Below are 23,022 nucleotides of genomic sequence, written 5' to 3' on the forward strand. Positions count from 1 at the left end.
GGCCGCCTTCGAGTTTGATCAACCCTCGCCGATCGCGATCAGGCTGGCATTGCCGCCGGCAGCGGCCGTGTTCACCGAGATCACCTGCTCGACCGCAAAGCGGCTCAAGTAAGCCGGTCCACCCGCCTTGAATCCGGTGCCAGACATGCCGGAGCCGCCGAAGGGCTGGGTGCCGACAACAGCGCCGATCATGTTGCGGTTGACATAGATGTTGCCGGTGTCGAGCGCTTCGGTGACCTTGCGGATCGTCGCCTCGATGCGGCTGTGCACACCGAGCGTCAATCCGTAGCCGGTGGCGTCGATCGAGGCGATGACCTGGTCCAGCGCCTTTGCCTTCCAGCGCACGACGTGCAGGACGGGACCGAAGATCTCCTTGGTCAAGGCTTCGGGACGATCGAGTTCAACGATATGCGGGGCAAAGAAGTTGCCGGTGGCCGGCACCTTGCCGGCATAACGCACCTTTTGGCTCCGCTTCATCTCGGCGATATGGGCCTCCAGCATCGCCTTCTGCTTTTCGTCGATGACGGGACCGATATCGGTGGTTATCTCGAGCGGATTGCCGAGATTGAGTTCGCGGGCCGCCCCCTCGATCATCTCCAGCATGCCGTCGGCAATGTCTTCCTGGAGATAGAGGATGCGCAGCGCCGAGCAGCGTTGGCCGGCCGAGCGGAAGGCCGAGAGCACGACATCGTCGGCCACCTGTTCGGCAAGCGCCGTCGCATCGACGATCATCGCGTTCAGACCGCCAGTTTCCGCAATCAGCGGCACGATCGGACCGTCCTTGGCGGCAAGCGCCCGGTTGATCGCCTGGGCGGTACCCGTTGAGCCAGTAAAGGCGATGCCAGCGAGCTTTGGATGGGCCACGATCGCGGCCCCGACATCGCCTGCACCGGGCAGCAGCATCAGCACGTCTTCCGGCACGCCCGCCTTGTGGAAAAGCTTGACCGCCTCAAAAGCGATCAGTGGCGTCTGCGGCGCGGGCTTGGCGATGACGGCATTGCCGGCGACCAGGGCGGCGGAGACCTGGCCGAGGAAGATGGCGAGCGGGAAATTCCACGGCGAGATGCAGGCAAAGACGCCACGACCGCGCCAGGAGAGACGGTTGAGTTCACCGGTCGGGCCCGGCATGACTTCGGCTTCACCGAACTGCTTGCGGGCTTGGGCCGCATAGTAGCGGCAGAAATCGACGGCCTCGCGGATTTCGGCGACACCATCGTCCAGCGTCTTGCCGGCTTCGAGCGCCAGAAGCGCAAGCAGGCGGTCACGATCGGCTTCGAGCAGGTCGGCCAGCTTGTCCAGCGTTGCCGCGCGCTCTTCGACCGGGGTACGTGACCACAGGGCAAAGCCTTGTCGTCCAGCAGCAAAGGCGCGGTCGACATCGGCAGGCGTCGCATTGCGCACGGTCCCGACCTTGTGAGTGCGATCGGCGGGCGACAGCACGGCCTCGTCGCTGGTCGCGCCGGTTGCCCCCGGAACCAGCGGACGCGCCGCGATCTCAGGGAACGGCTGGCCGATGCGGGCCATCAGCCGCTCGAGATTGTCGCGATGGCCGAATTCGAAGCCGGCGCTGTTCTTGCGCTCGCCGTAGAGAGCGAGCGGCATGGGGATCTGGCTGTGGCGGGCGCTCTGGCCATTGCCGAGGCCCAGCTTTTCGGTCGGCCGCTCCAGAAGTGCCGAAACCGGAATGTTCTTGTCACCGGCGACGGCCACGAAGGAGGAATTCGCACCGTTTTCGAGCAGGCGGCGGACGAGATAGGCGAGCAGGTCGCGGTAACCGCCGACGGGTGCGTAGATGCGGCAGGCAATGCGATCATTGCCCGACAGCAGCGTGTCGTAAAGTGCCTCACCCATGCCATGCAGGCGCTGGAACTCGAAGCCGGAGCGATCGGCGCCGGCAAGCTCGATGATCGTCGAGACGGTCAGCGCATTGTGGGTGGCAAACTGCGGGAAGATGCGGGCGCGCTTTTCCATCAGCTTCGCCGCACAATGCAGGTAGGAGAGATCCGTCGCCTGCTTGCGGGTCCAGACCGGGTAGTCGTCGAGGCCGCGCTCTTGGGCGCGCTTCACTTCCGTATCCCAATAGGCGCCCTTGACCAGGCGCACCATCATCCGGCGACCATACTGCTGGCAGAGGCCGTCGATGTAATCGATCACCTGCGGCGCACGCTTCTGATAGGCCTGAATGGCGAGACCGAAACCGTCCCAGCCTGATAGGGTCGGATCGGCAAAGACGGCAGCGATCACATCGAGAGAGAGTTCGAGACGGTCGGCCTCTTCGGCATCGACGGTAAAATTCAGCTGATGGGCTTTCGCCATCTGCGCGAGTTTCAGGAGATCCGGCACCAGTTCACGCATCACCCGGTCGCGATGGGTGGCGAGATAGCGGGGATGCAGCGCCGAGAGCTTGACGGAGATGCCCATGCGGTTCGGCAACTGCTGGCTCCTCCCGTGTTTTGCCATATGCGCGCCGATCGCTTCGATGGCGCTGGCATAGGACTGGAAGTAGCGCTTGGCGTCTTCGGCCGTTCGCGCGCCTTCTCCCAGCATGTCGAAAGAGTGACGATAGCCGCGCTCCTCGCTCTTAGCTGCACGCGACAGCGCGTCCTTGATCGTCTCGCCGAGCACGAAGTGATGACCGAGGAAGCGCATCGCCTGCTTGGTGGCGGAGCGAACCGTGGGCAGACCGAGGCGCTTGACCAGACCACGCATGACGCCTTCAGGCGTCTCGCCGGGACGGATGACGCGGGCGGAGAGGCCGAGCGCCCAAGCAGAGGCCGAGACGAACCAGCTGTCGCCATGTGCCTCGTGTTCGCTCCAGCCGCCCTCCTTCAGCTTGTCCTCGATCAGGCGATCCTGGGTGAGCGCGTCGGGCACGCGTAAGAGCGCTTCGGCAAGCACCATGAGTGCCAGACCTTCACGGGTCGACAAGCCGTATTCGCGCAAGAAGTCCTCGACGCCGCCGACCGAGCCGGAATTATTTCTGATGGCCTCGATATAGGTCGTGGCGCGCCGATCGATGGCACCGTTCTGGCTCTCGGAGAGCGACAGGCGCGAAGCGAAATGGCGGATGAGCTGGTCGTCGTCGCCGGCATAGGGGGCTTCGAAGCGCGGGAAATCGGTCGTGGCTGGCTTGATCATTGTCACCTCCGTGGTATCGGCAACATATCTACGCATTTACCGATTTTCCCACTATTCTTTAGTCACTTCTCTGGCATATTCACTAGGAAAATGGAGTTTGGCAGAGAATGAGCAAAGAACTGGATCGCCTCGACCGAAAGATTCTGCGCGCGCTTCAAGCTGAGGGTCGCCTGAGCAATATCGAGCTTGCCGAACGGGTGAACCTGTCCCCCACTGCGACCGCAGAGCGGGTCCGCCGTCTGACCCGGGAAGGCTACATCACCGGTTACATGGCGATGCTCTCACCGCAGAAGCTTGGGCGCAATCTCCTGGTCTTCATCGAGGTGAAGCTCGACCGGACCACCGCCGATGTCTTCGACACCTTCGCGGCGGCCGTGAAGCGATCGGACGACGTGATGGAATGCCACATGGTGGCCGGTGGCTTCGACTATCTGGTCAAGGCACGGGTCGCCGGCATGGAGGCTTACCGGCAATTCCTCTCCGAGGTCATCTTGCCGCTTCCGGGGGTGCGCGAAACCCACACCTATGCGGTGATGGAAGAGGTCAAGGCGGGATCGGCTCTGCCCGTTTAAATATCAGCATAACAGGCAGTTGCCATTTTGATCGGCAGCAGTCAGACATTAGTCATATTAATCGTGAAAGACCCCGAAAAACTGCTAGCTTTTCGTTTGGACTGATATATTGGTCTTAAACTTCCGAATTGATGTCAACTTTCGAAATTGATAAAATGTTTCCAGAAAGACAGGCACTCTTGAGCGAGCATATCGGGAGCTGCCAGAGCCGCGCCGAGCTGATGGACAGTTGGTCCCGGGCAGCGCGTGAATACGGCCTCGACTATGTGACCTTGGCAGCCGCGCCCACGGCTCAGGACAGGATTCTCGGCCCGTTGGTGCGGGAGACGACACTTCCCGCCGAGTATTGCCGTGAATTCGATCGTCTCGAATTCCTCAAGCATTGCCCGACAGTTACGCATATCAGCCGGTCGATCATGCACAATGCCTGGACGCTCGGACCGGATGGGAAGGCGGCGACATTTGATTGCCCGCCAGAATTCTCCGCCCTGATGCTGAAATACCGTCTGATTACCGGCATTCTCTTTTCGGTGAATTCCGTCGATGGCAGCCGTTTTGTCGTCCGCTATGACGGCGACCGCAGTCCGCTTGCTATGGCGGAAATCAACGAGCTGTCGATGCTGAGCATCCAGGCCTTCGATGTTTTCGACCGCCTGCGCCGCACCGCAGGCAATTCGAACGTCTTGTCGGCACGCGAACTCGAAGTCGTCCGCTGGACATCGCAGGGCAAGACCTCGCTCGAAATCGGCCAGATCCTCTCGCTCTCCGACCATACCGTGAACGCCTACATGACCAATGCGATCCGCAAGCTCGATTGCGTCAACCGCACGCAATTGGTCGCCAAGGCGATCCGCATGAAGATCATCAACTGATCGAACCAAGTGACTGCAAAACTCAAGGGCCCGGTCTTCACCGGGCCCTTTTCGCGTTCGGTATGGACAGAAGCCCCCGCCGCCTCAGCGATCGAGGATCGACTGGGCCTCGACCATGTTGGAGCGAACCCGCAGGATATAGAAGCCCATGGTCGCGAGATGCGTTGGCATGATCCAGCCATCCTCGCTGCCGTTGGAAATGATCGCAGGCTGGATGCGCAGGGCCGCCTGCAGTTGACGCTCCATCTCGCTCCAGATCGCCGTCAGATTGCGGTCACGGATGACGCCGCTGAAGTCGGTGCGCGTCGCTTGCAGCAGGGCATATTGCGCATAGAGCTGGCCGTAGGAGAACCAGAATCGGTCATCGGCGCGGGTGTCGAACCAGCCCGCATTGAACTCCTCCGAACGGCGACGCAGAATATCCGACGTATTGCCGAGATCGCTCGCCATGCCGTCCAGCAACTGCAGCAGGTTGTCAGAGCGCGTGTCGAAGACCGACTCGCAGGTCGAAAGCGATGTGTTGAAGCTGTTCCAGCTGGACACGGCGGAGCGGTAATAGCTCGGCGTCGGTGTCTTAAAGCCGAACGGGTTGGTCCCGAAATACCAGGTGGTCTCGTTAAACTGGATGTTGCCGCGAGCGCTCTGCAGGTCGTTGTTGATCCCCGAGGTGCCGCGCACGCGGCCGAGATTGTCGGCGAGCTGGATGGCCGTGCGGCGGACCACCTGATTGACGCCGCGCTGGAACGCAGCCTTGTTGTCCATGAACGGCGTATTGTCCCAATCCAGGCTGAAGAAGCCGAGCTTGTAGAGCAGTGTCGAGGAGATCCAGCTGTTCTGGTTCACATTCTGGTCGGTGAGTGCAGCGGCCACGGTGACGATCGCCGAATCCTGGCATCGATTGGCTTCCCCCGGCAGCGCTGCACCAGCCGGGACGGTACGCTCCTCGAACTTATAGGCCTGCACGAAAGCCGGATCGAAGCCGTGCCACACCTGGGTGCGATAGATGAATTGTCCATAGACGATCACCAGCAGAACGAGCACGCCAAGGATCGGTCCCTTGATGATCCAGCTGCGGTCACGATACCAGCCATGGGCGGCGAGGAACGGCCAGAGAAACCATGCGACCACCATGCCGATACCGCGACCGATCGCGGCAAAGACGCGCTGGAAAAACGCGATGATCGGATCAAGCATGGTCATCTCCTAGGCCGTAGAGGCGTTTACGAAAGGCGGGCTTGTCTTTCAGATAAGTGTCGGACAGGCGGGATACAACATAATCGCGATAAGCTTCCGGATACTGGTCATAAGCCTTGTAGAAGCCCTGCTTGTCGAAGACGAAGCGTGAGACGAAATCCTCTGGCGTCAGATGCGCGATCAGCCGGTTGGTGAGCCACTGGTCGGGATGGCCGGGCTCGGCGCGCACCAGCCAGAGACGCAGCTTCGGATCGATCTCCGCCATTCTAAGGTTGCCGGTGCGCGAGAGCGTTCTCAGCGCTTCCTGCAGCAGCGGATAGACGCCGCGATCGCTGATCGCCTTAGCGTTTCGATGCAGGAAAGTCTGCATCCAGACAGGATCGATGCGCGTCAAATCCGGCACCGGATCAAGGGCGGCGGCAACCGACAGCAGCGCCATCTCCAGACGATGAGCAAAAAGACCGGAGCTTTCCACCCAGCTTGCCCGTGGCAATTCGAGCCGACCGGTGCGTGCCAGGAAATCGGCGACCTGAGCGGTGTCATCTATCGAGATGTAGCTCACCTGCCAGGGACGGGACCGACGGAAGCCGGGGGCCTGCGGGTCGCAGATGACGGTCGTGATCTTCTCGTCGACGAAGACGAAGACGCCGCCGAAATGATCGGCCCAGAAGGCATCATGGCGAAAGACGAGTTTATCAGGCACCAGCGTGTTCTGCCTGATGTCGCCGGTCTCCTTCGCCAGCGACACCATGCGCTCCAGCATCGCGTCGTCGCGCCAGGCATCCGGGCTCGTTACCAGCGCGTCGCAGAGCTGCCGCAGTTGTCCAGCCTTGCCAAGCAGATCCTCGGCCGACAGCACCCTGAACTTCACCTCGTTGATCGACAGCAGGTCATCAAGCGTCTTCACCTCGGAGACGCTGTCCTCGATCTCGCCATAGAGCGTGTCCTTGAGCGTGATCGCATGGATGGCGCGGGCATTGGCCGCGAAGAACTCATGCATCAGGCCGGCGGTGTTGGAAAAGCTCGTATGCACCACCGGCAGGCTATCCTGTTCCGGTGTGAGGATGATGAAGCGCCGGTTGACCTTGAGCGGATCGAGATAATCGGGATCGCCCAGTTCTGCCGCCACCTGCGGCGAAAAGCCGGTGATGTCGATGTCGAATTCGGCGAGCTTGGTCTGGGGCAGGTCGAAGGCGGCAAGTGCCTTGTTGTAGCGCGCGACCAGATGCGGCTCGCGGATGGCAAGCAGACGGCCATAGATGAGTTCAGCTTCGAGGAGGCGGTTCATGCGGTATCTGTGACCTTCCTGTCCTCGTGCCGCCAGTAGAGGTCATCGAGGTCGAGCTTCAAGACATCGGCGATCGCTTTGAGTGTTGCGACACTGCCGTCCTTCTTGCCTGTTTCGATCTCGGACAGATAAGCGGTGCTGATTCCGGCAGCGGCAGCAAGGTCCTTGGCCGCCATACCGCGAAAATCGCGCCAGACGCGGATCGGGCTTTCACCTTCACCCATCCGATTGACGTACTCGGCAGGGATCAGCTCTTCCTGGCCCGCAGCAAGCTTCCTCTCGAAATCGGCGACAGCCAGACTGTCTTCCAGATCCTCGATGCGCTGGATCAGTGCTTCATAGTCCTTGCGGCTGAGTACGATCATCTCTTCGCCATTTGGCGTCGTAAACGATGATGCGATCGTCATCAGAGCTCTCCTTCATAGGCTTCACCGCGTGCTGCGACACGCACCACGTCGACGACGGTTCCGTCTTCACGGAAGATCACGCGCCAGTCCCCGATCCGCAGGCGATGGTAACGGCTGTCACGTAACTTTTTGACATTGTTGGCGAGTGAAGCCGGTTCGGTGGCATACTGAAGAACCTTCGACCGGATACGTCGCGCCTCGTTAGCCGGCATCCGGTTCAAGCTACGAATGGCATCCTTGCTGTAAACAACGTGCCGCACATCCTACCCCTCAACCCCGGTCCCGACAACCAAATTCGCAAATAGCGAATTTCACCACATCCCCTCCCCCTTCATCTTTTCGATCTCGCCGATCGCCCGCTCGCGCTGCCGCTCGCGGCGGATGATCTCGGTTACGGCTGCGTCGTCCGACTTGTCGGCATAGCGGAATTCACTGTCCGCGTAGCGGTTGATCTCTTGGCAGATCATCTCCATCGTCACCGGGCCGCGCAGCTCCGTGATCATCGCCTTCTTCTCGTCGTAGCTCTTGTGGACGAAAGCCTCGGGCCTTTCGAACCAGGCATCGGGCAGCTCGACATCCATCGCCCGCATCTTGATCGCATCGGTGATGTTCTTGATGGCGCGGCCGGTGAAGCGTGGTTCGGCGAGCTTGATCGCATGCAGATAGGCGCCGATATCGGCCAGCGTCTCGATTTTGCCATGGGTCGCCTCGTAGCGTTCCCAGACGACGACGAGGCCGTCTTCCTTCGGTCGGTCATGCTCGCCATAGGAGCGGCTGACCGCCTGCTGGATCTCCTGGCCCGCGAACAGCTGGTGTTCTCCAAGCGGGATCGAATGGTTCTTGCCGACGAGCAGCGAGAAGATGTCGATATAGTCCTCGCGCGTCTGCGGCCCGTCGACCAGCCAGCGGGCCCCGGCGCGCTGGCGAAGCGCATCGTCGACATTTTCCGGATAGTTGGAGAACATGCCGAAGGTGGAATTGCCGCGAACAACCGTCGAGGCACCTGCAAAGCTTTCCATCAGCACGGCGGTCACCTCGTGCTGGCCGGCAGATGCCCGGTCGTCGGAGCGCTTGGCTGTTACCTGATCGACATCGTCGATCGTGCCGAAGCCGATGACGCGCGGGTTGAGCACGTTGTTGACGAAGGATTTGCAGTTCTGGCCAGACTTGCCCTGGTAGGACGAGATCTGGTCGACCCCGAAATTCTCGTAATGGAAGGCATAGCCCGCCATCTTGCAGTAGTCGTTGAGCAAGCCCGCCAGCATCTGGATCAGGATCGTCTTGCCCGTGCCCGGCATGCCATCGCCGATGAAGGTGAAGAGGAAGCCACCGAGCTCGACGAAAGGGTTCATCTGGCGGTCGAAATCATAGGCCATCAGCATCTTGGCGAGCTTCAGCGCCTGATACTTGGCGATGTGGTTGCCGATGATTTCTTCCGGCTTCTTGAAGCTCATCGTGAGCGGCTTCGACTTCACGCCCGGCACGGCGTCGAAACCATCAAGGGTGAAATCGTCCTGATCGACGCGGATATGGGCGTTTTCGAAGATGCCAAGATGTTCGAAGCGCGCCTTGCGGGTGAGAAGCCCGTCGAGCGCGAGGTCGGCGAGACCGCGCACCCTGCCAATCAACGTGGTGTCATCACCCGCTCCTTGTACGGCTGCGTCGATGCCGGCGACCATGCTTTTCAAGGCATCCTGGGCGGTGTCGAACATGAAGTCCGGCGCGCGGATGCCGTCGAGCTGCTCGCCCTCGCCCGCGACATTCGATTTCAGATAGGCGGCAAAGGCGAAGGCCGCGACATAGGCCTGGGACGCAAGCAGCGCCTTGAAACGGCCGGCCTCCTCACCCTGCAGGGGTGCTGAAAAATTCCGGGCCTGCAAAGGCTCAAGCTCGCTCTGCCTGGCAAAGACATCCGCTATCGCAAGCGCCACCTGCGCACCACGCCGCACGCGATACAGGACCGTGTGCTGGGCAGGCGTCAAATGCGGATCGGCGGTGCCGGCCGATTGAATGGTTTTGGTAAGCTCGATCTCGCGGGTCCGCCGCACAGATCCCGTCGAGACGGTCGAGACAAACCGCCGCCCGGTTCCGGCAATCGGCGTGCCGGAGGGGCCGTCGCCCTGGTCGAGTACGACGATCCGCGTCACCAGCCCTTGGGCCACGGCGAGATGCTTGGCGATATCTTCTTCCCGAAGTGTCGTCAGCCCTGCCGTCAGTTCACTCATCGTCAGACCTCGCTCACGACCTGGTTGCCGGAAATCACATGAACCTTGAAATTGCCGAAGATCGGCTTGATCTCACCCGCTGCATAAAGCGCCTGATAGGCGTCATGGGGCACCAGCGCGTGTTTCTCATAGGTCGAGACACCCATGCGGGCGGCTTCGAGATCATGGGTTTCGATATGAAACTCCTGGATAGCCGGCGTCGAGGAGAAGAAGCCTTTAACCGCCGGCTGCTCGCGCTTGGAAAACACCTCCTGCACCGTCCAGGTCATAACCCAGGCGTTCTCAGGCCTGCGGACCCGGTCGAGGATCTCGTTGACGCGGCCGGAGTTCTGGGTCAGCCCCGTGGAATAGAGCGGCCCGAGCACCACGCGCCGGACCGACTTCGGATGCAGTGTCGGGAAATCGCGGTCCATGTTGGTGGCGATGGTCGCAGGCGTCAGCGAATAGGCGGAATTCCTGGCACAGAAATCGTCGAATGTGCGGGCGAGCTCGGGATTGAGCAGACCGCCCACCGGAAGCGGGATCTCGACCTCTTCATTGGGCTTACCCTCGGCCGTCACAAGGATCTTCGCGACATTCTCCGAGGAATCCTCGACCGTCGCCAAATAGATCATCGGCAGGGTGCTCACCCCGTCGAAGGCGGCCCAACTGACGAGATAGGAGGGTCGGCGCGATTGCGGATTGACGCTGACGGCAACCGTGGTCGGAAGAACGAATGGCGAGAAGATCTCGCCGGCACTCACCTGCTCCAGATAGAGGCGCTCGGCGATCTGCTGTTGCAAGGCTGCCGGAAACTCCTTCTGGCGAAGGATGAAATCGGCCATCTCCTCGCGCAGTTTGGAAACGGCCGGAATGGTCGAGAGCCGTGTGGCGGCCCCCGCTCGGTCGTTTTCCAGCTCCAGCACGTTCTGGAAGATGGGAAAGCCGCTCTCGGCCTGCGCGATCTTGAACTGGCCGGTAAAGCCGATGCGGTTCTGCCAGGAAGTGAAGGAGTTCCGGAGGCGATCAAGATAGGGCAGCAGGTGAAGCGTTGGCGGCCCTTTGTCGCCGAAGCGGCGATCGGACTGGCCGAAGAATTGCTCGAGCCCCGAAAATGCCGAGGCCATGATGGTGAAATAGTGCGTGACGGCACTGTTGCGATCGACGGCGTTCATGCCCCTCCCCCCATCGACAGGACTGCGCACCGCGAAGGCGGCAAGCGGCCGGATGGCCGCGTCCACATCAACGACATGCTCAAGGCTTCACGTAGTCGGCCGCATTGTGCTTGTCGAGAACGGACTGGAAACGCCGGGCAAAGGCCTCGTCGGCAAGCTTCTTGCGGCGCTGGATGTCCTGCGTCGAGAGCATGTTCTTCTCATGCAGCTCGAGGAGATCGCCGATATGCCGCTGGGCGGCAGCCCCGATGCCGGCCATGGTTTCCTCCGCCGCCGTATCGACCTGGCTGCCGAGTGTGTTGATCCGATGCGCGACTTCCTGCTGGGCAGCCGTCTTCAGCGAATCCTCGAGTGCCTTGTAGAGCACTATGCGCTGCTCGGTATCGATGCTCAGCTTGTTGATCAGCGTGTTCTGAGCCGCGATCTGGTTGTTCAAGCTGTCGACGAAGGTCTGGAACATCGATGTGTAGCGCTCCAGCGTCTGGCTCTCGGCCAGCAGCTCCTGCTCGCGGGCCTGTGCCTGATTGTAGTCGGTCGCAAGCTTCGAGCGCTGGGCTTCGAGTTCCGCGCGCTCCGACGTGTCGGTCGAAGCGGCGATCTTGTTCTCGATGTCGAGCAGTACCGGATTGAGCGTTTCAATCTTCGTCTGCGTCTCTTCAAGATTTGCGATCGTCTGCTTGCGCCGCTCGATCACCTGCACGAGGCTCGCCTCTGACGTCTTATAGCGCTCTTCGAGAACCGTCTTCTGTTCCTTGAGGATGCCGACGATGCTGTCGGACTTGGCGAGCAGTTCTTGCAGGTTGCCGGCAAGCGACATGTTGCGGACACGCTCGGTGCGCATGCGCTGCGCCTTCTGCTTGGAGAAGATACCGATGAACTTTTCCATGCCGGAAAAGCTCTTCATGCTTTCGAACTCGGCGCCGAAGACATTGGTCGCATCTTCCAGCCCAATGATCAGGTCGGCGATATTCGCCTCCATCACCTTCTGCTGGTTGAGTACATCCGAGATCCGGGCGTTCTCGATGTCGAAATCCTGGCCGACAAGCTTGGAATCGCTTTTGGCCAGCGTATCCAGCACCACGCTCGACTGGTCGATCTTTCCACGCATCTCCGAGACGATCTTACGCGTCTTTTCGATCTCAGTGTCGAAGCCCTGCAAACTCGCCATGTTGTCTCCCTGTGCCGTCATCCCGGCGGCGCGCCGGACTCGTTTGTCACCACCTTAGCGCGTTTCCCCATGCAGGGAAGTATCGCAACGCACAAGCAGAGGCGGCCTTCATCCGATATGGATGATCGCCGCCTACACACAAGAGGCGCTAGCAGAGAAATGCGACAGCCGCGAAACGGCTGTCGCATCAGGAAGTTGTGCCCGGATTACTGACCGCCGGCGGCCGGGTCCTTGAGATAGGCGATGATGTTGGCGAGATCATCGTCCTTCTTGACACCTGCATAGGCCATCTTGGTGCCTTTCACGACGGCCTTTGGCGCCTTCAGATATTCGGAAAGCAGCGCTTCATCCCAGACCTTGCCCGCACCGAAATCGGTCATGGCCTTGGAATATTTGTAATCGGCGATCGAAGCGACCGGGCGGCCGACCACGCCCTGCAGCGTCGGACCAACCTTGTTCTTCGCTTCGGTCGCGATGTGACAGGCCTGGCAAGCCTTGAAAGCCTTGGCGCCGGCGACGGGATCGCCAGCTGCGAATGCTGGAAGGGGAGCGGCAGACACGGCAAGTATCATAAGCATGGTAGACGGCTTCATGGAAACTCCTTGATCCATAGAACGGCGCCAGCGCGTCGCATGCATATGGCAGCACCAATTCGCACGACACGCAATCGATTGCTTTGACCGCCATCAAAATCCTTGGCTTTTTTTCAGGAACCCGAGTTCCCTGCCCTGCAGGGGCTGCAAGTCGCAAACAGGGCCGGTGCTGCGACGCAAACGCGCGGGCATCCTTGCAATTCTCCGGTATTGAATGTTGACTTGGGAACATGAATAAAAAAACCGGGAGCCTTTCCATGACGTCTCTACTCACTTGTCGCCGCACCCTTGCGGCCGCCGTTTCGCTGATTGCCGTCAGCGCCATGCCGGTCTCCGCCCAGGAGCCCGAAAGCTGCTCGACCGTCCGCTTCTCGGATGTCGGCTGGACCGACATCACCGCGACCACCGCCACCGCCTCCGTTCTCCTCAAGGCGCTCGGTTATGAGCCGACCACCACGGTCCTCTCCGTTCCGGTCACTTATTCCTCGCTGAAGAACAAGGATATTGACGTCTTCCTCGGCAACTGGATGCCGACGATGGAAGCCGACATCGCGCCTTACCGCGAAGACAAGTCGGTTGAGGTCTTCGGCCCCAACCTCGAAGGCGCGAAATACACGCTGGCCACCAATGCCAAGGGCGCCGAACTCGGCATCAAGGATTTCACCGACATCGCCAAGCATGCCGACGCGCTCGGGGGCAAGATCTACGGCATCGAGCCGGGCAATGACGGCAATCGCCTGATCCTCGACATGATCGACGCCAACAAGTTCGAACTCGGTGACTTCGAAGTCGTCGAATCCTCCGAACAGGGCATGCTGGCGCAGGTTGCCCGCGCTGAAAAGGATGGCCAGCCGGTCGTCTTCCTCGGCTGGGAACCGCATCCGATGAACGCCAACTTTGCGCTGACCTACCTGTCTGGCGGCGATGACGTCTTCGGGCCGGACTTCGGCGGCGCGACCATCTTCACCAACACCCGCGCCGGCTACACGGCCGAGTGCCCGAACGTCGGCAAGTTCGTGACCAACCTCAAGTTTTCGCTCCAGATGGAGAACGAGATCATGGGCAAGATCCTGAATGACGGCCAGGACGCCGAAGTGGCCGCAAGTGACTGGCTGAAGGCCAATCCGGCGGCTGTCGAGCCCTGGCTTTCTGGCGTCACCACCAAGGATGGCGGCGACGGCCTTGCTGCTGTGAAGACGGCACTGGGTCTCTGAGCCCTGTCCAATGATGCTGGAACCGCGCGACCGGAAGGGGGATCCGGTCGCGCGGGATCCTGGGTATTGAACCTGCGGCTATCAGGGGACGAACATGGATTTTCTGACAGACAATAAACTGCCCATCGGGCCCTGGTCGAAGAGCTTCGTCGACTGGCTGACCGATAACGTCGATTTTGTATTCGATTTCATCGCAACAATTCTCAGCGCGTCGATCAACGCGATGCTCTTCGTGCTTCAGGCCCCCTATCTCAGGGGAACAGCACTGGAAGACTTCTATCCGCTGTTCATGATCGCGCTGTTTTCGCTTCTCGCCTGGTTCATGCGCCGCTCGCTCGGCGTCACCGCCTTCACCTTCTTCGGTCTGCTCTTGATCTATAACCAGGGCTACTGGAAGGAGACCATGGAGACACTGGCACTGGTGCTGGCAGCCACCGGTGTGTGCATGGTCATCGGCGTGCCGATCGGCATCGCCTGCGCCCGGCGCCCCTGGCTCTATGCCGTCGTTCGTCCCGTTCTCGACCTGATGCAGACGATCCCCACCTTCGTCTACCTCATTCCGGCGCTCATCCTGTTCGGCCTCGGCATGGTGCCTGGCCTGATCGCGACCGTGATCTTCGCCATCGCCGCCCCGATCCGCCTGACACGCCTCGGCATCATCTCCACCCCGCCCTCTCTGGTGGAAGCGGCCGTGGCCTTCGGTGCGACCCCGACGCAGGTGCTGCGCAAGGTCGAGCTGCCCTTCGCCATGCCGCAGATCATGGCGGGACTGACCCAGACCATCATGCTGTCGCTGTCGATGGTGGTGATTGCCGCGCTCGTCGGCGCAAGCGGCCTCGGCGTGCCGGTCGTGCGCGCACTCAACACCGTCAACATCGCGCGTGGCTTCGAGGCCGGTCTCTGCATCGTGATCCTCGCCATCATCCTCGACCGGATGTTCCGCATTCCCGGAGAAGAGACATGACCGACGCCGTAATCTTCGACAATGTCGACATCGTCTTCGGCGACAATCCCCAGCGTGCGCTCGAAATGCTCGATCAGGGCAAGAGCCGTGACGAAATCGGCGCCGAGACCGGCCTCGTGCTCGGCGTGGCCGGCGCCTCGCTCACCGTCAAGGAAGGCGAGATCCTTGTGCTCATGGGCCTTTCCGGCTCGGGCAAGTCGACCCTGCTGCGCGCCGTCAATGCACTCGCCCCAGTGGTACGCGGAAATGTCAGCGTGCGCACGGAAAACGGCTATGTCGATCCCTACAAGGCTTCTGCTCAGGTGCTGCGCGATCTTCGCATGCACACCGTCTCCATGGTCTTTCAGCAGTTCGGCCTTCTGCCCTGGCGCACAGTGGCAGAGAATGTCGGCTTCGGCCTCGAACTGGCCGGCATACCCGAAGCGGAGCGCAAGGAACGAGTCGCGACGCAGCTCGAGCTCGTCAACCTCTCGACCTGGGCCGACCGGAAGGTGAACGAACTCTCCGGCGGCATGCAGCAGCGCGTCGGCCTTGCCCGCGCCTTCGCGACCGGTGCCCCGATCCTTCTGATGGACGAGCCCTTCTCGGCGCTCGACCCGCTGATCCGCACCCGTCTCCAGGACGAGCTTCTCGAATTCCAGGCGCGGTTGAAGAAGACCATTCTCTTCGTCAGTCACGACCTCGACGAGGCCTTCCGCATCGGCAACCGCATCGCCATCATGGAAGGCGGTCACATCATCCAGTGCGGCACGCCACAGGAGATCGTCCAGAACCCGACCAACCAGTATGTTGCCGACTTCGTGCAGAACATGAACCCGATCAACATGCTGATCGCCTCGGACGTGATGCGCGCCGGCGTGACCGGCGAGCAGCACCAGGTGACCGGCACCACGGCGCCGGCAACACCGCTCGTCGACATCCTGGATGCCCTGTCGCGTCAACCTGGCACGATCGGGGTCGTTGACAACGGCGTCGTCATCGGCACGATCGATGCACAGGATGTGGTGAGCGGGCTGACGAAACACCGCCGCAAGGCTTAGCGTGCCCTGCCCCGCATCGACATCTGACGCATGCGGGAGACGGACATGAACGACAAGCCCCAGGTTATCCGGGATACCGACGACGATGCGCGCCGCCAGGCGCGCATTCTGCTGCGGGGGGCGCGATTCGCGGCAATCGGCGTGATCGATCCGGAGACCGGCTTTCCCTTCGTCAGCCGCGTGCTGCTCGGCATGGACAGCGACGGCGCCGCCGTCATTCTCGTCTCCAGCCTGTCCGCCCACACGACGGCCCTGCTCGCCGATGCCCGCACCTCGCTTCTGACAGGGGAACCGGGCAAGGGCGATCCGCTGGCCCATCCGCGGCTGACACTGCAATGCACGGCCGAAGCCGTCGAGCGCGACAGCGACACGCATCAGAGACTGCGAAGCCGCTTCCTCGCCCGCCATGCGAAATCGCAGCTTTACATCGATTTTCCCGACTTTCGTTTCTTTCGCTTGCGCCCCGAACGGGCGAGCCTCAATGGCGGGTTCGGCCGTGCCTATCATTTGAGCAGCGAAGATTTCCTCATCCCGCAAATCAATGATGATTTGTTTGAAAGTGAGGCTGCCTTACTGCGAGAATTAGGGGGGCGGCATCCAGATCTCGCAACGCGCATTGCGATGAAAACTCATGGCGCACCTGAGGGCGACTGGCGCATTGCCGCCATCGATTCGCATGGAATCGACATAGTTTTCAAAGACTTGCTTATTCGATATGAATTTGTGACGCCGATCACAAATGTCCAGCATCTGCTATTAGAGTTACCTAAATCAGTATACGCAGTACCTTAAATTTAGGCATATACAATTTTGATGATGCTGGTAGAGTTTAGCCTCCAATTAAGTGATGGATTTTCAACGACTGCCACTCCCCCCAAGGGCGCTCGACCAAGGAAAGTTGAACTGAGATGAAAACGAAAGCTTTGTCCGAACAATCGACCGTTGCTGCAGGCTTGCTGTCCGCCATGGCAAACCCGAAGCGACTGATGATCCTCTGCAGCCTCGTCGAAGGTGAGGTTCCCGTCGGTGTTCTGGCGACCCAGGTCGGCCTGAGCCAGTCGGCTCTGTCGCAGCACCTCTCCAAGCTTCGCGCACAGAAGCTGGTGAAGACGCGTCGCGACGCACAGACGATCTACTACTCCTCGACCTCGGAATCGGTGATCAAGATCCTCGCAACGCTCGAAAGCATCTATTGCCCTCCGGCAGCGAGCAAGACCGCCGCCTGATGACAGCGCTGCCAGACGCGACCCGGTCGAGGGTGGGAGGAGATCGGTTCGCCGTCCGCTCGCGCGGATGAGCCTCTCTGGCGTTTCATGTTTCAAAGCCCCGGATGGCATCGCCTCCGGGGCTTTTTTGTTTGGCTTCCCAAGCTACGAGCCTTCGAAAGCGGCAGATTGCGGACGCTGTGCGTTTCCATCACCCGAATTCAGCGATCCATGACCTTTGTTGATGCGCGCCAGCCGGTGTCTTGACCATGCCTTGCGCCCTGATAACGTGACGGCGCAATCAACGGATTTCGGCCCTTGCAGCCGGCATCAGGGAGAATGGCCGCCCGCGACTAAAGGGCCATGGAGAACACGATGTCTAACCGCCTGAATTCCACGCCGAACGACCTGCGCGCCTTCTGGATGCCGTTCACGGCGAACCGCCAGTACAAGAAGGAGCCGCGCCTTTTCGTCGGCGCCAAGGACATGCATTACACCACCCATGACGGCCGCCAGGTGCTCGACGGCACCGCCGGCCTCTGGTGCGTGAATGCCGGTCACTGCCGCCCGCTGATTACCGAAGCGATCCGCGAGCAGGCCGGCGAACTCGACTATGCACCGGCCTTCCAGCTCGGCCACCCCAAGGCGTTTGAACTGGCCAACCGCCTGATCGATCTAGCCCCGGACAACATGGCGCATGTGCTCTACACAAATTCCGGTTCGGAATCGGTGGAGACGGCGCTCAAGGTGGCGCTCGCCTATCAGCGCGTGAAGGGACAGGGCTCGCGCACCCGCCTGATCGGTCGTGAGCGCGGCTATCACGGTGTGAATTTCGGCGGCATCTCGGTCGGCGGCATTGTCTCGAACCGCAAGATGTTCGGCACGCTCCTGACCGGCGTCGACCACCTGCCGCACACCCACCAGCCGGCCAAGAACGCCTTCACCAAGGGCATACCCGAGCATGGCGGCGATCTCGCCGACGAGCTGGAGCGCATCGTCACCCTGCATGACGCCTCGACCATCGCTGCCGTCATCGTCGAGCCGGTCTCCGGTTCGACCGGCGTTCTGATCCCGCCGAAGGACTATCTGCAGCGCCTTCGCGAGATCTGCACCAAGCACGGCATCCTCCTGATCTTCGATGAAGTCATCACCGGCTTCGGCCGCCTCGGCGCACCGTTTGCTGCCCAGTATTTCGACGTGAAGCCCGACATCATGGTCACCGCCAAGGGCCTGACCAACGGCGTCATCCCGATGGGCGCGGTCTTCGTCACCGCCGAGATCCATGACGCCTTCATGCAGGGACCCGAGCATATGATCGAGTTCTTCCACGGCTATACCTATTCCGGCAACCCGATCGCCTCTGCAGCCGCCCTCGGCACGCTCGACACCTACAAGGAAGAGGGTCTGCTGACCCGCGCCTCGGAAATCGCCCCGTATTGGGAAGAGAAGCTGCACTCTCTGAGGGATTGCCCTAATGTCATCGACATCCGCAATCTCGGCCTGATCGGTGCGATCGAGCTGAAGCCGATCGATGGCGAGCCGACAAAGCGCGCCTTCAACGCCTTCCTCAACGCCTATAACGACGGCCTGCTGATCCGCACCACCGGCGATATCATCGCGCTGTCGCCGCCGCTGATCATTACCCACGAGCAGATCGACGAACTGTTCGACAAGCTGCGCAAAGTGCTGATGAACAACATCTGAGGCCTGCACTCGGAACCAGACGCAAGGAAGCGGCCCGCGTGGCCGCTTTTTTGTAGCTTGCGCGAAGCTGACCATCGGATTCGCGCGCGCTTGTCGCCTGTCGTACCATCCCGTATCTTCTCGAGAATCGCACGTTCGATCCTGGCGCAGATGATCGCGAAAGGCTCGGGCGACGAGTTCAGCACATCCGCAATCGTCATCACCGACATCACGTCGCGAAGGCCGCAAGCGGATCTGGTCCCTGGAGGAAATCCGTGGTCGACCTCTTCAAACGCATGTTCGGTAAAGACGTTTCCCTCGCAAACTCACCCGCAAGGGCTGCCCCGGAACCCGAGGCGATCGCTGCAGCGCGGGCCGACGAAGCCCGCCTTGCCGCTCGCCGGGCACAGATCAGCAATGATCTCTTCGAACTTCAGCAGATCGCCATGGCCGAACTTGCCTTGCGCAAGGAACAGGACGCAGCCGCCGCCAAGGCCGGCTTCGAAGCCGAAGACGGCGTTGGTGGCCGTATTCTGACCGTCTGAAGACGGGCCCTTGCCGTCAGGCCAATTTCTGCCCTGACAAAGCTGTGACGTGATCGCACACCACGGCATCGGCTCTTTTGCTGCTCGTCGTTTTTGTCTAAAGCGATCATGGGGAGCAACAAAAGAACCCAAACGGCACGAAAATCGACAGAGATCGGTCGCGCCGACCCAAGGAGCAGGACATGAAATTTCAACTCTTCGCAAGCGCAGCCTTGGCCGTGCTGATCGCCAGCGCCCCCGCTGCCCGTGCCGAAATCGTGATCGGCCTGATGGCGCCGCTGACCGGCCCGCTGGCCGCCGTCGGCGCGCAGATCAAGAACGGCGCCGAAACCGCCGTTGAGGAAATCAACAAGAAGGGCGGCATCAACGGCGAACAGGTAAGCCTGAAGATCGCTGACGATGCCGGCGAACCGAAGCAGGGCGTCTCCGCCGCAAACCAGCTCGTCGGTGAAGGCGTGCGTTTCGTCGTCGGTCCGGTGACGTCCGGTGTTGCCGTCCCCGCCTCCAGCGTTCTTGCCGAAAACGGCGTGCTCATGGTCACGCCGACCGCGACCGCCCCTGACCTTACTGCTCGTGGCCTGACCACGGTGCTGCGCACCTGCGGCCGCGACGACCAGCAGGCCGATGTTGCCGCCAAGTTCGTGCTGGCGAGCTTCAAGGACAAGAAGATCGCCATCCTCGACGACAAGGGCCAGTACGGCAAGGGTCTCGCCGATGCCTTCCAGGCAGCCCTCAACGCCGGTGGCGTGACCGAAGTCTTCAAGGATTCGCTGACAGCAGGCGAAAAGGATTTCGGCGCGCTCATCACCCGCCTGAAGGCCGAAGGCGTCGAGGTCATCTACTTCGGCGGCTACCACCCGGAGGCCGGCCTGATGGTCCGCCAGATGAAGGATGCTGGTCTTTCTGCCCAGCTGATCGCCGGTGACGGCCTGTCGAACAACGAATTCGTCACCATCGGCGGCGACGCTGCCGAAGGCACGATCTTCACCAATGCCGCCGACGCGCTGAAGTCGGACGACAGCAAGGCCGCGGTTGACGCGCTTGCCGCCAAGAACATCCCGGCAGAAGCCTTTACGCTGAACACCTATGCCGCCGTCGAAGTCATCGCCGCCGGCATCGCCAAGGCCGGCAGCACCGACGACGCGGAAGCCGTGGCCGCAGCCCTCAAGGACGGCTCGGAAATCCCGACCGCCATCGGCAAGCTAACCTATGGCGAAACCGGCGACCTGACCTCGCAGAGCTTCGCCGTCTACAAGTGGGAAGCCGGCAAGACGGTTGCTGCCGAATAAGCGGACGTGTTCCGAGACACTGAAAAGGCGGCCCGCGAGGGTCGCCTTTTTTGTTGGATCAAAATTGGCGGCAGCCAACTTCCGCCTGCAGTCACTCGGCGGATGTCTGAGGCTGTGGATCGGCGATTTCCACCTGCGCAGGTGGCCCGCCCATCAGCTGACTGATCCAGCCCATGGAGCGCGAAGGCGCAGCGAATGTTGCGACAGCAATGGCGATCGGCACACCGATGAACGTGCCATACGCCCCCCAGAGGAAGGTCCAGAGGAAGATCGATATCAGGACCACGAACGGCGACATGGACAGGGCATCGCCTGAAATCCAGGGCTCGATATAATTCCCGAACAGGAATTGCAGCACCATGAGGCTGAAGAAGACGAAAATCGCGAAGCTCGGATCGAGGAACTGCGCCAGCACGAAGAGGCTCGGCACGATGGTCGCGATCAAGGGTCCGATGAACGGGATGAAGTTGAGCACGAACCCCATGACGCCCCACTCCAGCGCATAGGGCACCCCGGAGATCATCAAGAAGATTGCGATCAGGATCCCGGTCATCAGACTGATCAAGGTGCGTACGGCGATATAGATCCGCCACCGACGGGCTGTCTCACGGCACGCAGTCAAAATATGGGCGGAAACCTGCCCGTGCGGCAGCCGTTCGACGACGCGCCGCGCCCGCGAAATCTCGATAAGGCCGACCATGACATAGGCCAGCACCACCAGCCAGAAGGTCATCGTCTGCGCCATGCGCGTCACGGCTTGCTGCGCAAGCCGCAGCAACCAGGGCACACTGACCGTATCTGCCCAGATGCCAGCAATGCCGATACCGTTCTCCTCGAGCCAGGCGGCCGCATTCCGATAGAGTTCCTGGTAGTAGGTGGCGTTATCGCTGATCAGTCGCCAGATGGTGTTGAAGGCCCAGATCGTCGAAGAACTGAGGCCGATGATCACGGCGACAATGCCGATCAGCGTCAAGGTGATGGCAAGCGGTGCCGGCATGACGGAAGACAACCGCTGCTGCACGGGCCAAGCGAAGGCAAGAATGAAGATCGCAAGCGACAGCGGAGCAAGAAATGCACCCGCCGCATAGGCGGCCCAGAGACTGAGAATGATGGCGATGATCGTCAGTTGTGGTCGTGCCGCTGCTGCCTGCAATGCTTTGCTCCCCGCCTCGTTCTTCCACCAGCGCATTCCGCATGCACCGATGCGACGCATGGCGCCGGGGCAAGTGAAGCGCATCGCGGCCGGAGGCACAAGTCACGCCCCCGTTGGCGCGCCTCACTCCTCGTAGATCATCTTCCGCGTCATGCCGCCATCAAGCGTTAGCACTGCTCCGGTCATGAAGCCGGCATCGGCGAGATAAAGCACGGCCTTCGAGACATCTTCCGGCCGACCGACACGGCCGGCGGGGTGCTGGGCGTGGTCTTCCGACCGCAAATCGCGCTCTCCCGAGATCCAGCCAGGCGCAATACCATTCACCCTGATCTTCGGGCCAAGACTGAGCGCGAGAGCATGTGTGAGCCCGAAGAGACCACCTTTCGAGGCGGCATAGGCTTCCGTATTCTTTTCCGACATGAAGGCACGCGTCGACAGCATGTTGACGATGGATGCCCCCTCACCCATCAGGGGCACAGCAGCACGTGTCATCAGAAAAGCGGCTGTCAGGTGGCTGTCAGTGACCTTGCGCCAGTCGTGGAGCGAGAGACTGCTGATCGGGCCCCAATCGGGACTGGCAATGCCGGAATTGTTGACGAGCAGATCGAGACTTGTCCAGCCGAGCTCGGCGAAAGCAGCCGCAACGGCCGCCTCATCCGAGACATCACAGATAACCGAACGGATGCCGGCCGGAGCCTGCTTCAGATCGAAAGAGGCCACCTCGTAACCGGCGGTCTGGAGGGCGGTGCAAACTTCTGCGCCGATGAGGCCGGCACCACCTGTAACGATTGCATGTTTCATGAAGCCCTCAACGGCGGCGGACGAGGAAAGTTTCGCGTGGAGTCGATAGCATCACAGCAATCGGTCGCGATACTCCGCCGACGGCAGCCAGCAGCTGTCGCGTTTGCCGAAGAGCCGGTAGCGATTGCGCGCGATCAAGAGGTAGAGCGGGTCGCGGATGAAGCGGGGGATGAGCCGAAAGACCGACAGGACCTTCCATGGCCAGCCGAGGCCGGCATAGATCGACAACACGGCATCGCTGTCACGCAGCATATGCTCGCCATCGACCACGATGATGCTGTCAGGATTGCCAGGATCGATGCCGAAGCGGCGGTAGAGCGCCGAGCCCACCTCGCCCTGCATCGAAGCCAGACGAAACCGCTTCTTGCCATCGTGTGAAAGCACGAATTGCGCATTGGCCGAACACAGGATGCATTCGGCATCGAAGAGGATGATTGGGCCGCCGGCGGGTATGGTGTCCATGTGAGACAGGCTAGGCGCTTTCGACACCGACGACAATGCGGCAAGCCGTCTTTCG

The 23,022-nt window shown here is 61.0% G+C and carries 22 protein-coding genes; 10 read left to right on the plus strand and 12 right to left on the minus strand.

The window, feature by feature from the left end:
* Positions 1–18 precede the first annotated feature (18 nt).
* A complete protein-coding gene (gene putA / locus D4A92_RS20805; protein ID WP_203017036.1) occupies positions 19–3,138 on the minus strand; it encodes a bifunctional proline dehydrogenase/L-glutamate gamma-semialdehyde dehydrogenase PutA in 3,120 nt (1,039 codons plus the stop codon).
* Between the two features lie 107 nt (positions 3,139–3,245).
* Here putA and D4A92_RS20810 point away from each other — a divergent pair, with 107 nt between their 5' ends.
* Together D4A92_RS20810 and D4A92_RS20815 are read left to right on the plus strand one after the other, a co-directional pair.
* The gene (locus tag D4A92_RS20810) at positions 3,246–3,710 is read left to right on the plus strand and encodes an Lrp/AsnC ligand binding domain-containing protein (RefSeq protein WP_054148481.1); all 465 of its coding nucleotides are present in this window, start codon (positions 3,246–3,248) and stop codon (positions 3,708–3,710) included.
* 155 nt (positions 3,711–3,865) lie between these two features.
* Positions 3,866–4,582 carry a helix-turn-helix transcriptional regulator gene (locus D4A92_RS20815; protein ID WP_246753989.1) on the plus strand — a complete coding sequence of 239 codons (717 nt, stop codon included), beginning with the start codon at positions 3,866–3,868 and terminating at the stop codon, positions 4,580–4,582.
* Positions 4,583–4,666: 84 nt separating this feature from the next.
* Here the strand turns inward: D4A92_RS20815 and D4A92_RS20820 are convergent, their stop codons facing one another.
* The 8 genes from D4A92_RS20820 to D4A92_RS20855 all read right to left on the minus strand — a co-directional run bounded on the left by D4A92_RS20820 (position 4,667) and on the right by D4A92_RS20855 (position 12,611).
* A complete protein-coding gene (locus D4A92_RS20820; protein WP_203017038.1) occupies positions 4,667–5,776 on the minus strand; it encodes a DUF2333 family protein in 1,110 nt (369 codons plus the stop codon).
* Entirely contained in the window at positions 5,769–7,064 is a 1,296-nt protein-coding gene (locus D4A92_RS20825) for a DUF6638 family protein (RefSeq protein ID WP_203017039.1), read from the minus strand. Before D4A92_RS20825 ends, D4A92_RS20820 begins: the two co-directional genes overlap by 8 nt.
* Positions 7,061–7,471 (minus strand): helix-turn-helix domain-containing protein, encoded by a 411-nt coding sequence (locus D4A92_RS20830; RefSeq protein ID WP_203017040.1) that lies wholly within the window; start codon positions 7,469–7,471, stop codon positions 7,061–7,063. The genes D4A92_RS20825 and D4A92_RS20830 overlap by 4 nt, the downstream gene beginning before the upstream one ends.
* Complete coding sequence (locus D4A92_RS20835) at positions 7,471–7,731, minus strand: type II toxin-antitoxin system RelE family toxin (RefSeq protein WP_203017041.1); 261 nt, start codon at positions 7,729–7,731, stop codon at positions 7,471–7,473. Before D4A92_RS20835 ends, D4A92_RS20830 begins: the two co-directional genes overlap by 1 nt.
* Before the next feature lie 51 nt (positions 7,732–7,782).
* A complete protein-coding gene (locus D4A92_RS20840; protein ID WP_203017042.1) occupies positions 7,783–9,696 on the minus strand; it encodes an AAA family ATPase in 1,914 nt (637 codons plus the stop codon).
* A gap of 2 nt (positions 9,697–9,698) precedes the next feature.
* The gene (locus D4A92_RS20845) at positions 9,699–10,850 is read right to left on the minus strand and encodes a hypothetical protein (RefSeq protein ID WP_203017043.1); all 1,152 of its coding nucleotides are present in this window, start codon (positions 10,848–10,850) and stop codon (positions 9,699–9,701) included.
* A 79-nt stretch (positions 10,851–10,929) separates the two neighbouring features.
* Positions 10,930–12,018 (minus strand): hypothetical protein, encoded by a 1,089-nt coding sequence (locus D4A92_RS20850; RefSeq protein WP_203017044.1) that lies wholly within the window; start codon positions 12,016–12,018, stop codon positions 10,930–10,932.
* A 206-nt stretch (positions 12,019–12,224) separates the two neighbouring features.
* The gene (locus D4A92_RS20855) at positions 12,225–12,611 is read right to left on the minus strand and encodes a c-type cytochrome (RefSeq protein ID WP_203017045.1); all 387 of its coding nucleotides are present in this window, start codon (positions 12,609–12,611) and stop codon (positions 12,225–12,227) included.
* 323 nt (positions 12,612–12,934) lie between these two features.
* Here D4A92_RS20855 and D4A92_RS20860 point away from each other — a divergent pair, with 323 nt between their 5' ends.
* The 8 genes from D4A92_RS20860 (at position 12,935) to D4A92_RS20895 (ending at position 20,551) form a co-directional block, all read left to right on the plus strand.
* Positions 12,935–13,825, plus strand: a complete 891-nt coding sequence (locus D4A92_RS20860; protein ID WP_425958893.1) for a choline ABC transporter substrate-binding protein — start codon at positions 12,935–12,937, stop codon at positions 13,823–13,825.
* A gap of 94 nt (positions 13,826–13,919) precedes the next feature.
* Positions 13,920–14,789 carry a choline ABC transporter permease subunit gene (choW, locus tag D4A92_RS20865; protein ID WP_203017047.1) on the plus strand — a complete coding sequence of 290 codons (870 nt, stop codon included), beginning with the start codon at positions 13,920–13,922 and terminating at the stop codon, positions 14,787–14,789.
* Positions 14,786–15,829 carry a choline ABC transporter ATP-binding protein gene (gene choV, locus D4A92_RS20870; protein ID WP_203017049.1) on the plus strand — a complete coding sequence of 348 codons (1,044 nt, stop codon included), beginning with the start codon at positions 14,786–14,788 and terminating at the stop codon, positions 15,827–15,829. The genes choW and choV overlap by 4 nt, the downstream gene beginning before the upstream one ends.
* A 45-nt stretch (positions 15,830–15,874) precedes the next feature.
* Positions 15,875–16,621: a HugZ family protein gene (locus D4A92_RS20875; RefSeq protein WP_203017051.1), complete on the plus strand. Its 747-nt coding sequence runs from the start codon at positions 15,875–15,877 to the stop codon at positions 16,619–16,621.
* A gap of 116 nt (positions 16,622–16,737) precedes the next feature.
* Positions 16,738–17,055: an ArsR/SmtB family transcription factor gene (locus D4A92_RS20880; protein ID WP_006725707.1), complete on the plus strand. Its 318-nt coding sequence runs from the start codon at positions 16,738–16,740 to the stop codon at positions 17,053–17,055.
* Between the two features lie 354 nt (positions 17,056–17,409).
* The gene (locus D4A92_RS20885; protein WP_203017053.1) at positions 17,410–18,738 is read left to right on the plus strand and encodes an aspartate aminotransferase family protein; all 1,329 of its coding nucleotides are present in this window, start codon (positions 17,410–17,412) and stop codon (positions 18,736–18,738) included.
* A gap of 254 nt (positions 18,739–18,992) precedes the next feature.
* The gene (locus D4A92_RS20890) at positions 18,993–19,262 is read left to right on the plus strand and encodes a hypothetical protein (RefSeq protein WP_054148469.1); all 270 of its coding nucleotides are present in this window, start codon (positions 18,993–18,995) and stop codon (positions 19,260–19,262) included.
* 182 nt (positions 19,263–19,444) lie between these two features.
* On the plus strand, positions 19,445–20,551 hold the full coding sequence (locus D4A92_RS20895) for an ABC transporter substrate-binding protein (RefSeq protein WP_203017055.1): 1,107 nt from the start codon (positions 19,445–19,447) through the stop codon (positions 20,549–20,551).
* Between the two features lie 91 nt (positions 20,552–20,642).
* Here the strand turns inward: D4A92_RS20895 and D4A92_RS20900 are convergent, their stop codons facing one another.
* The 3 genes from D4A92_RS20900 to D4A92_RS20910 form a co-directional block, all read right to left on the minus strand.
* Positions 20,643–21,740, minus strand: a complete 1,098-nt coding sequence (locus D4A92_RS20900) for an AI-2E family transporter (protein WP_203017057.1) — start codon at positions 21,738–21,740, stop codon at positions 20,643–20,645.
* 87 nt (positions 21,741–21,827) lie between these two features.
* On the minus strand, positions 21,828–22,505 hold the full coding sequence (locus tag D4A92_RS20905) for an SDR family NAD(P)-dependent oxidoreductase (RefSeq protein ID WP_203017059.1): 678 nt from the start codon (positions 22,503–22,505) through the stop codon (positions 21,828–21,830).
* Positions 22,506–22,556: 51 nt separating this feature from the next.
* The gene (locus D4A92_RS20910; protein WP_203017061.1) at positions 22,557–22,967 is read right to left on the minus strand and encodes a thiol-disulfide oxidoreductase DCC family protein; all 411 of its coding nucleotides are present in this window, start codon (positions 22,965–22,967) and stop codon (positions 22,557–22,559) included.
* Positions 22,968–23,022 lie beyond the last annotated feature (55 nt).

This window comes from Rhizobium rosettiformans, assembly GCF_016806065.1.
GTDB lineage: Bacteria > Pseudomonadota > Alphaproteobacteria > Rhizobiales > Rhizobiaceae > Allorhizobium.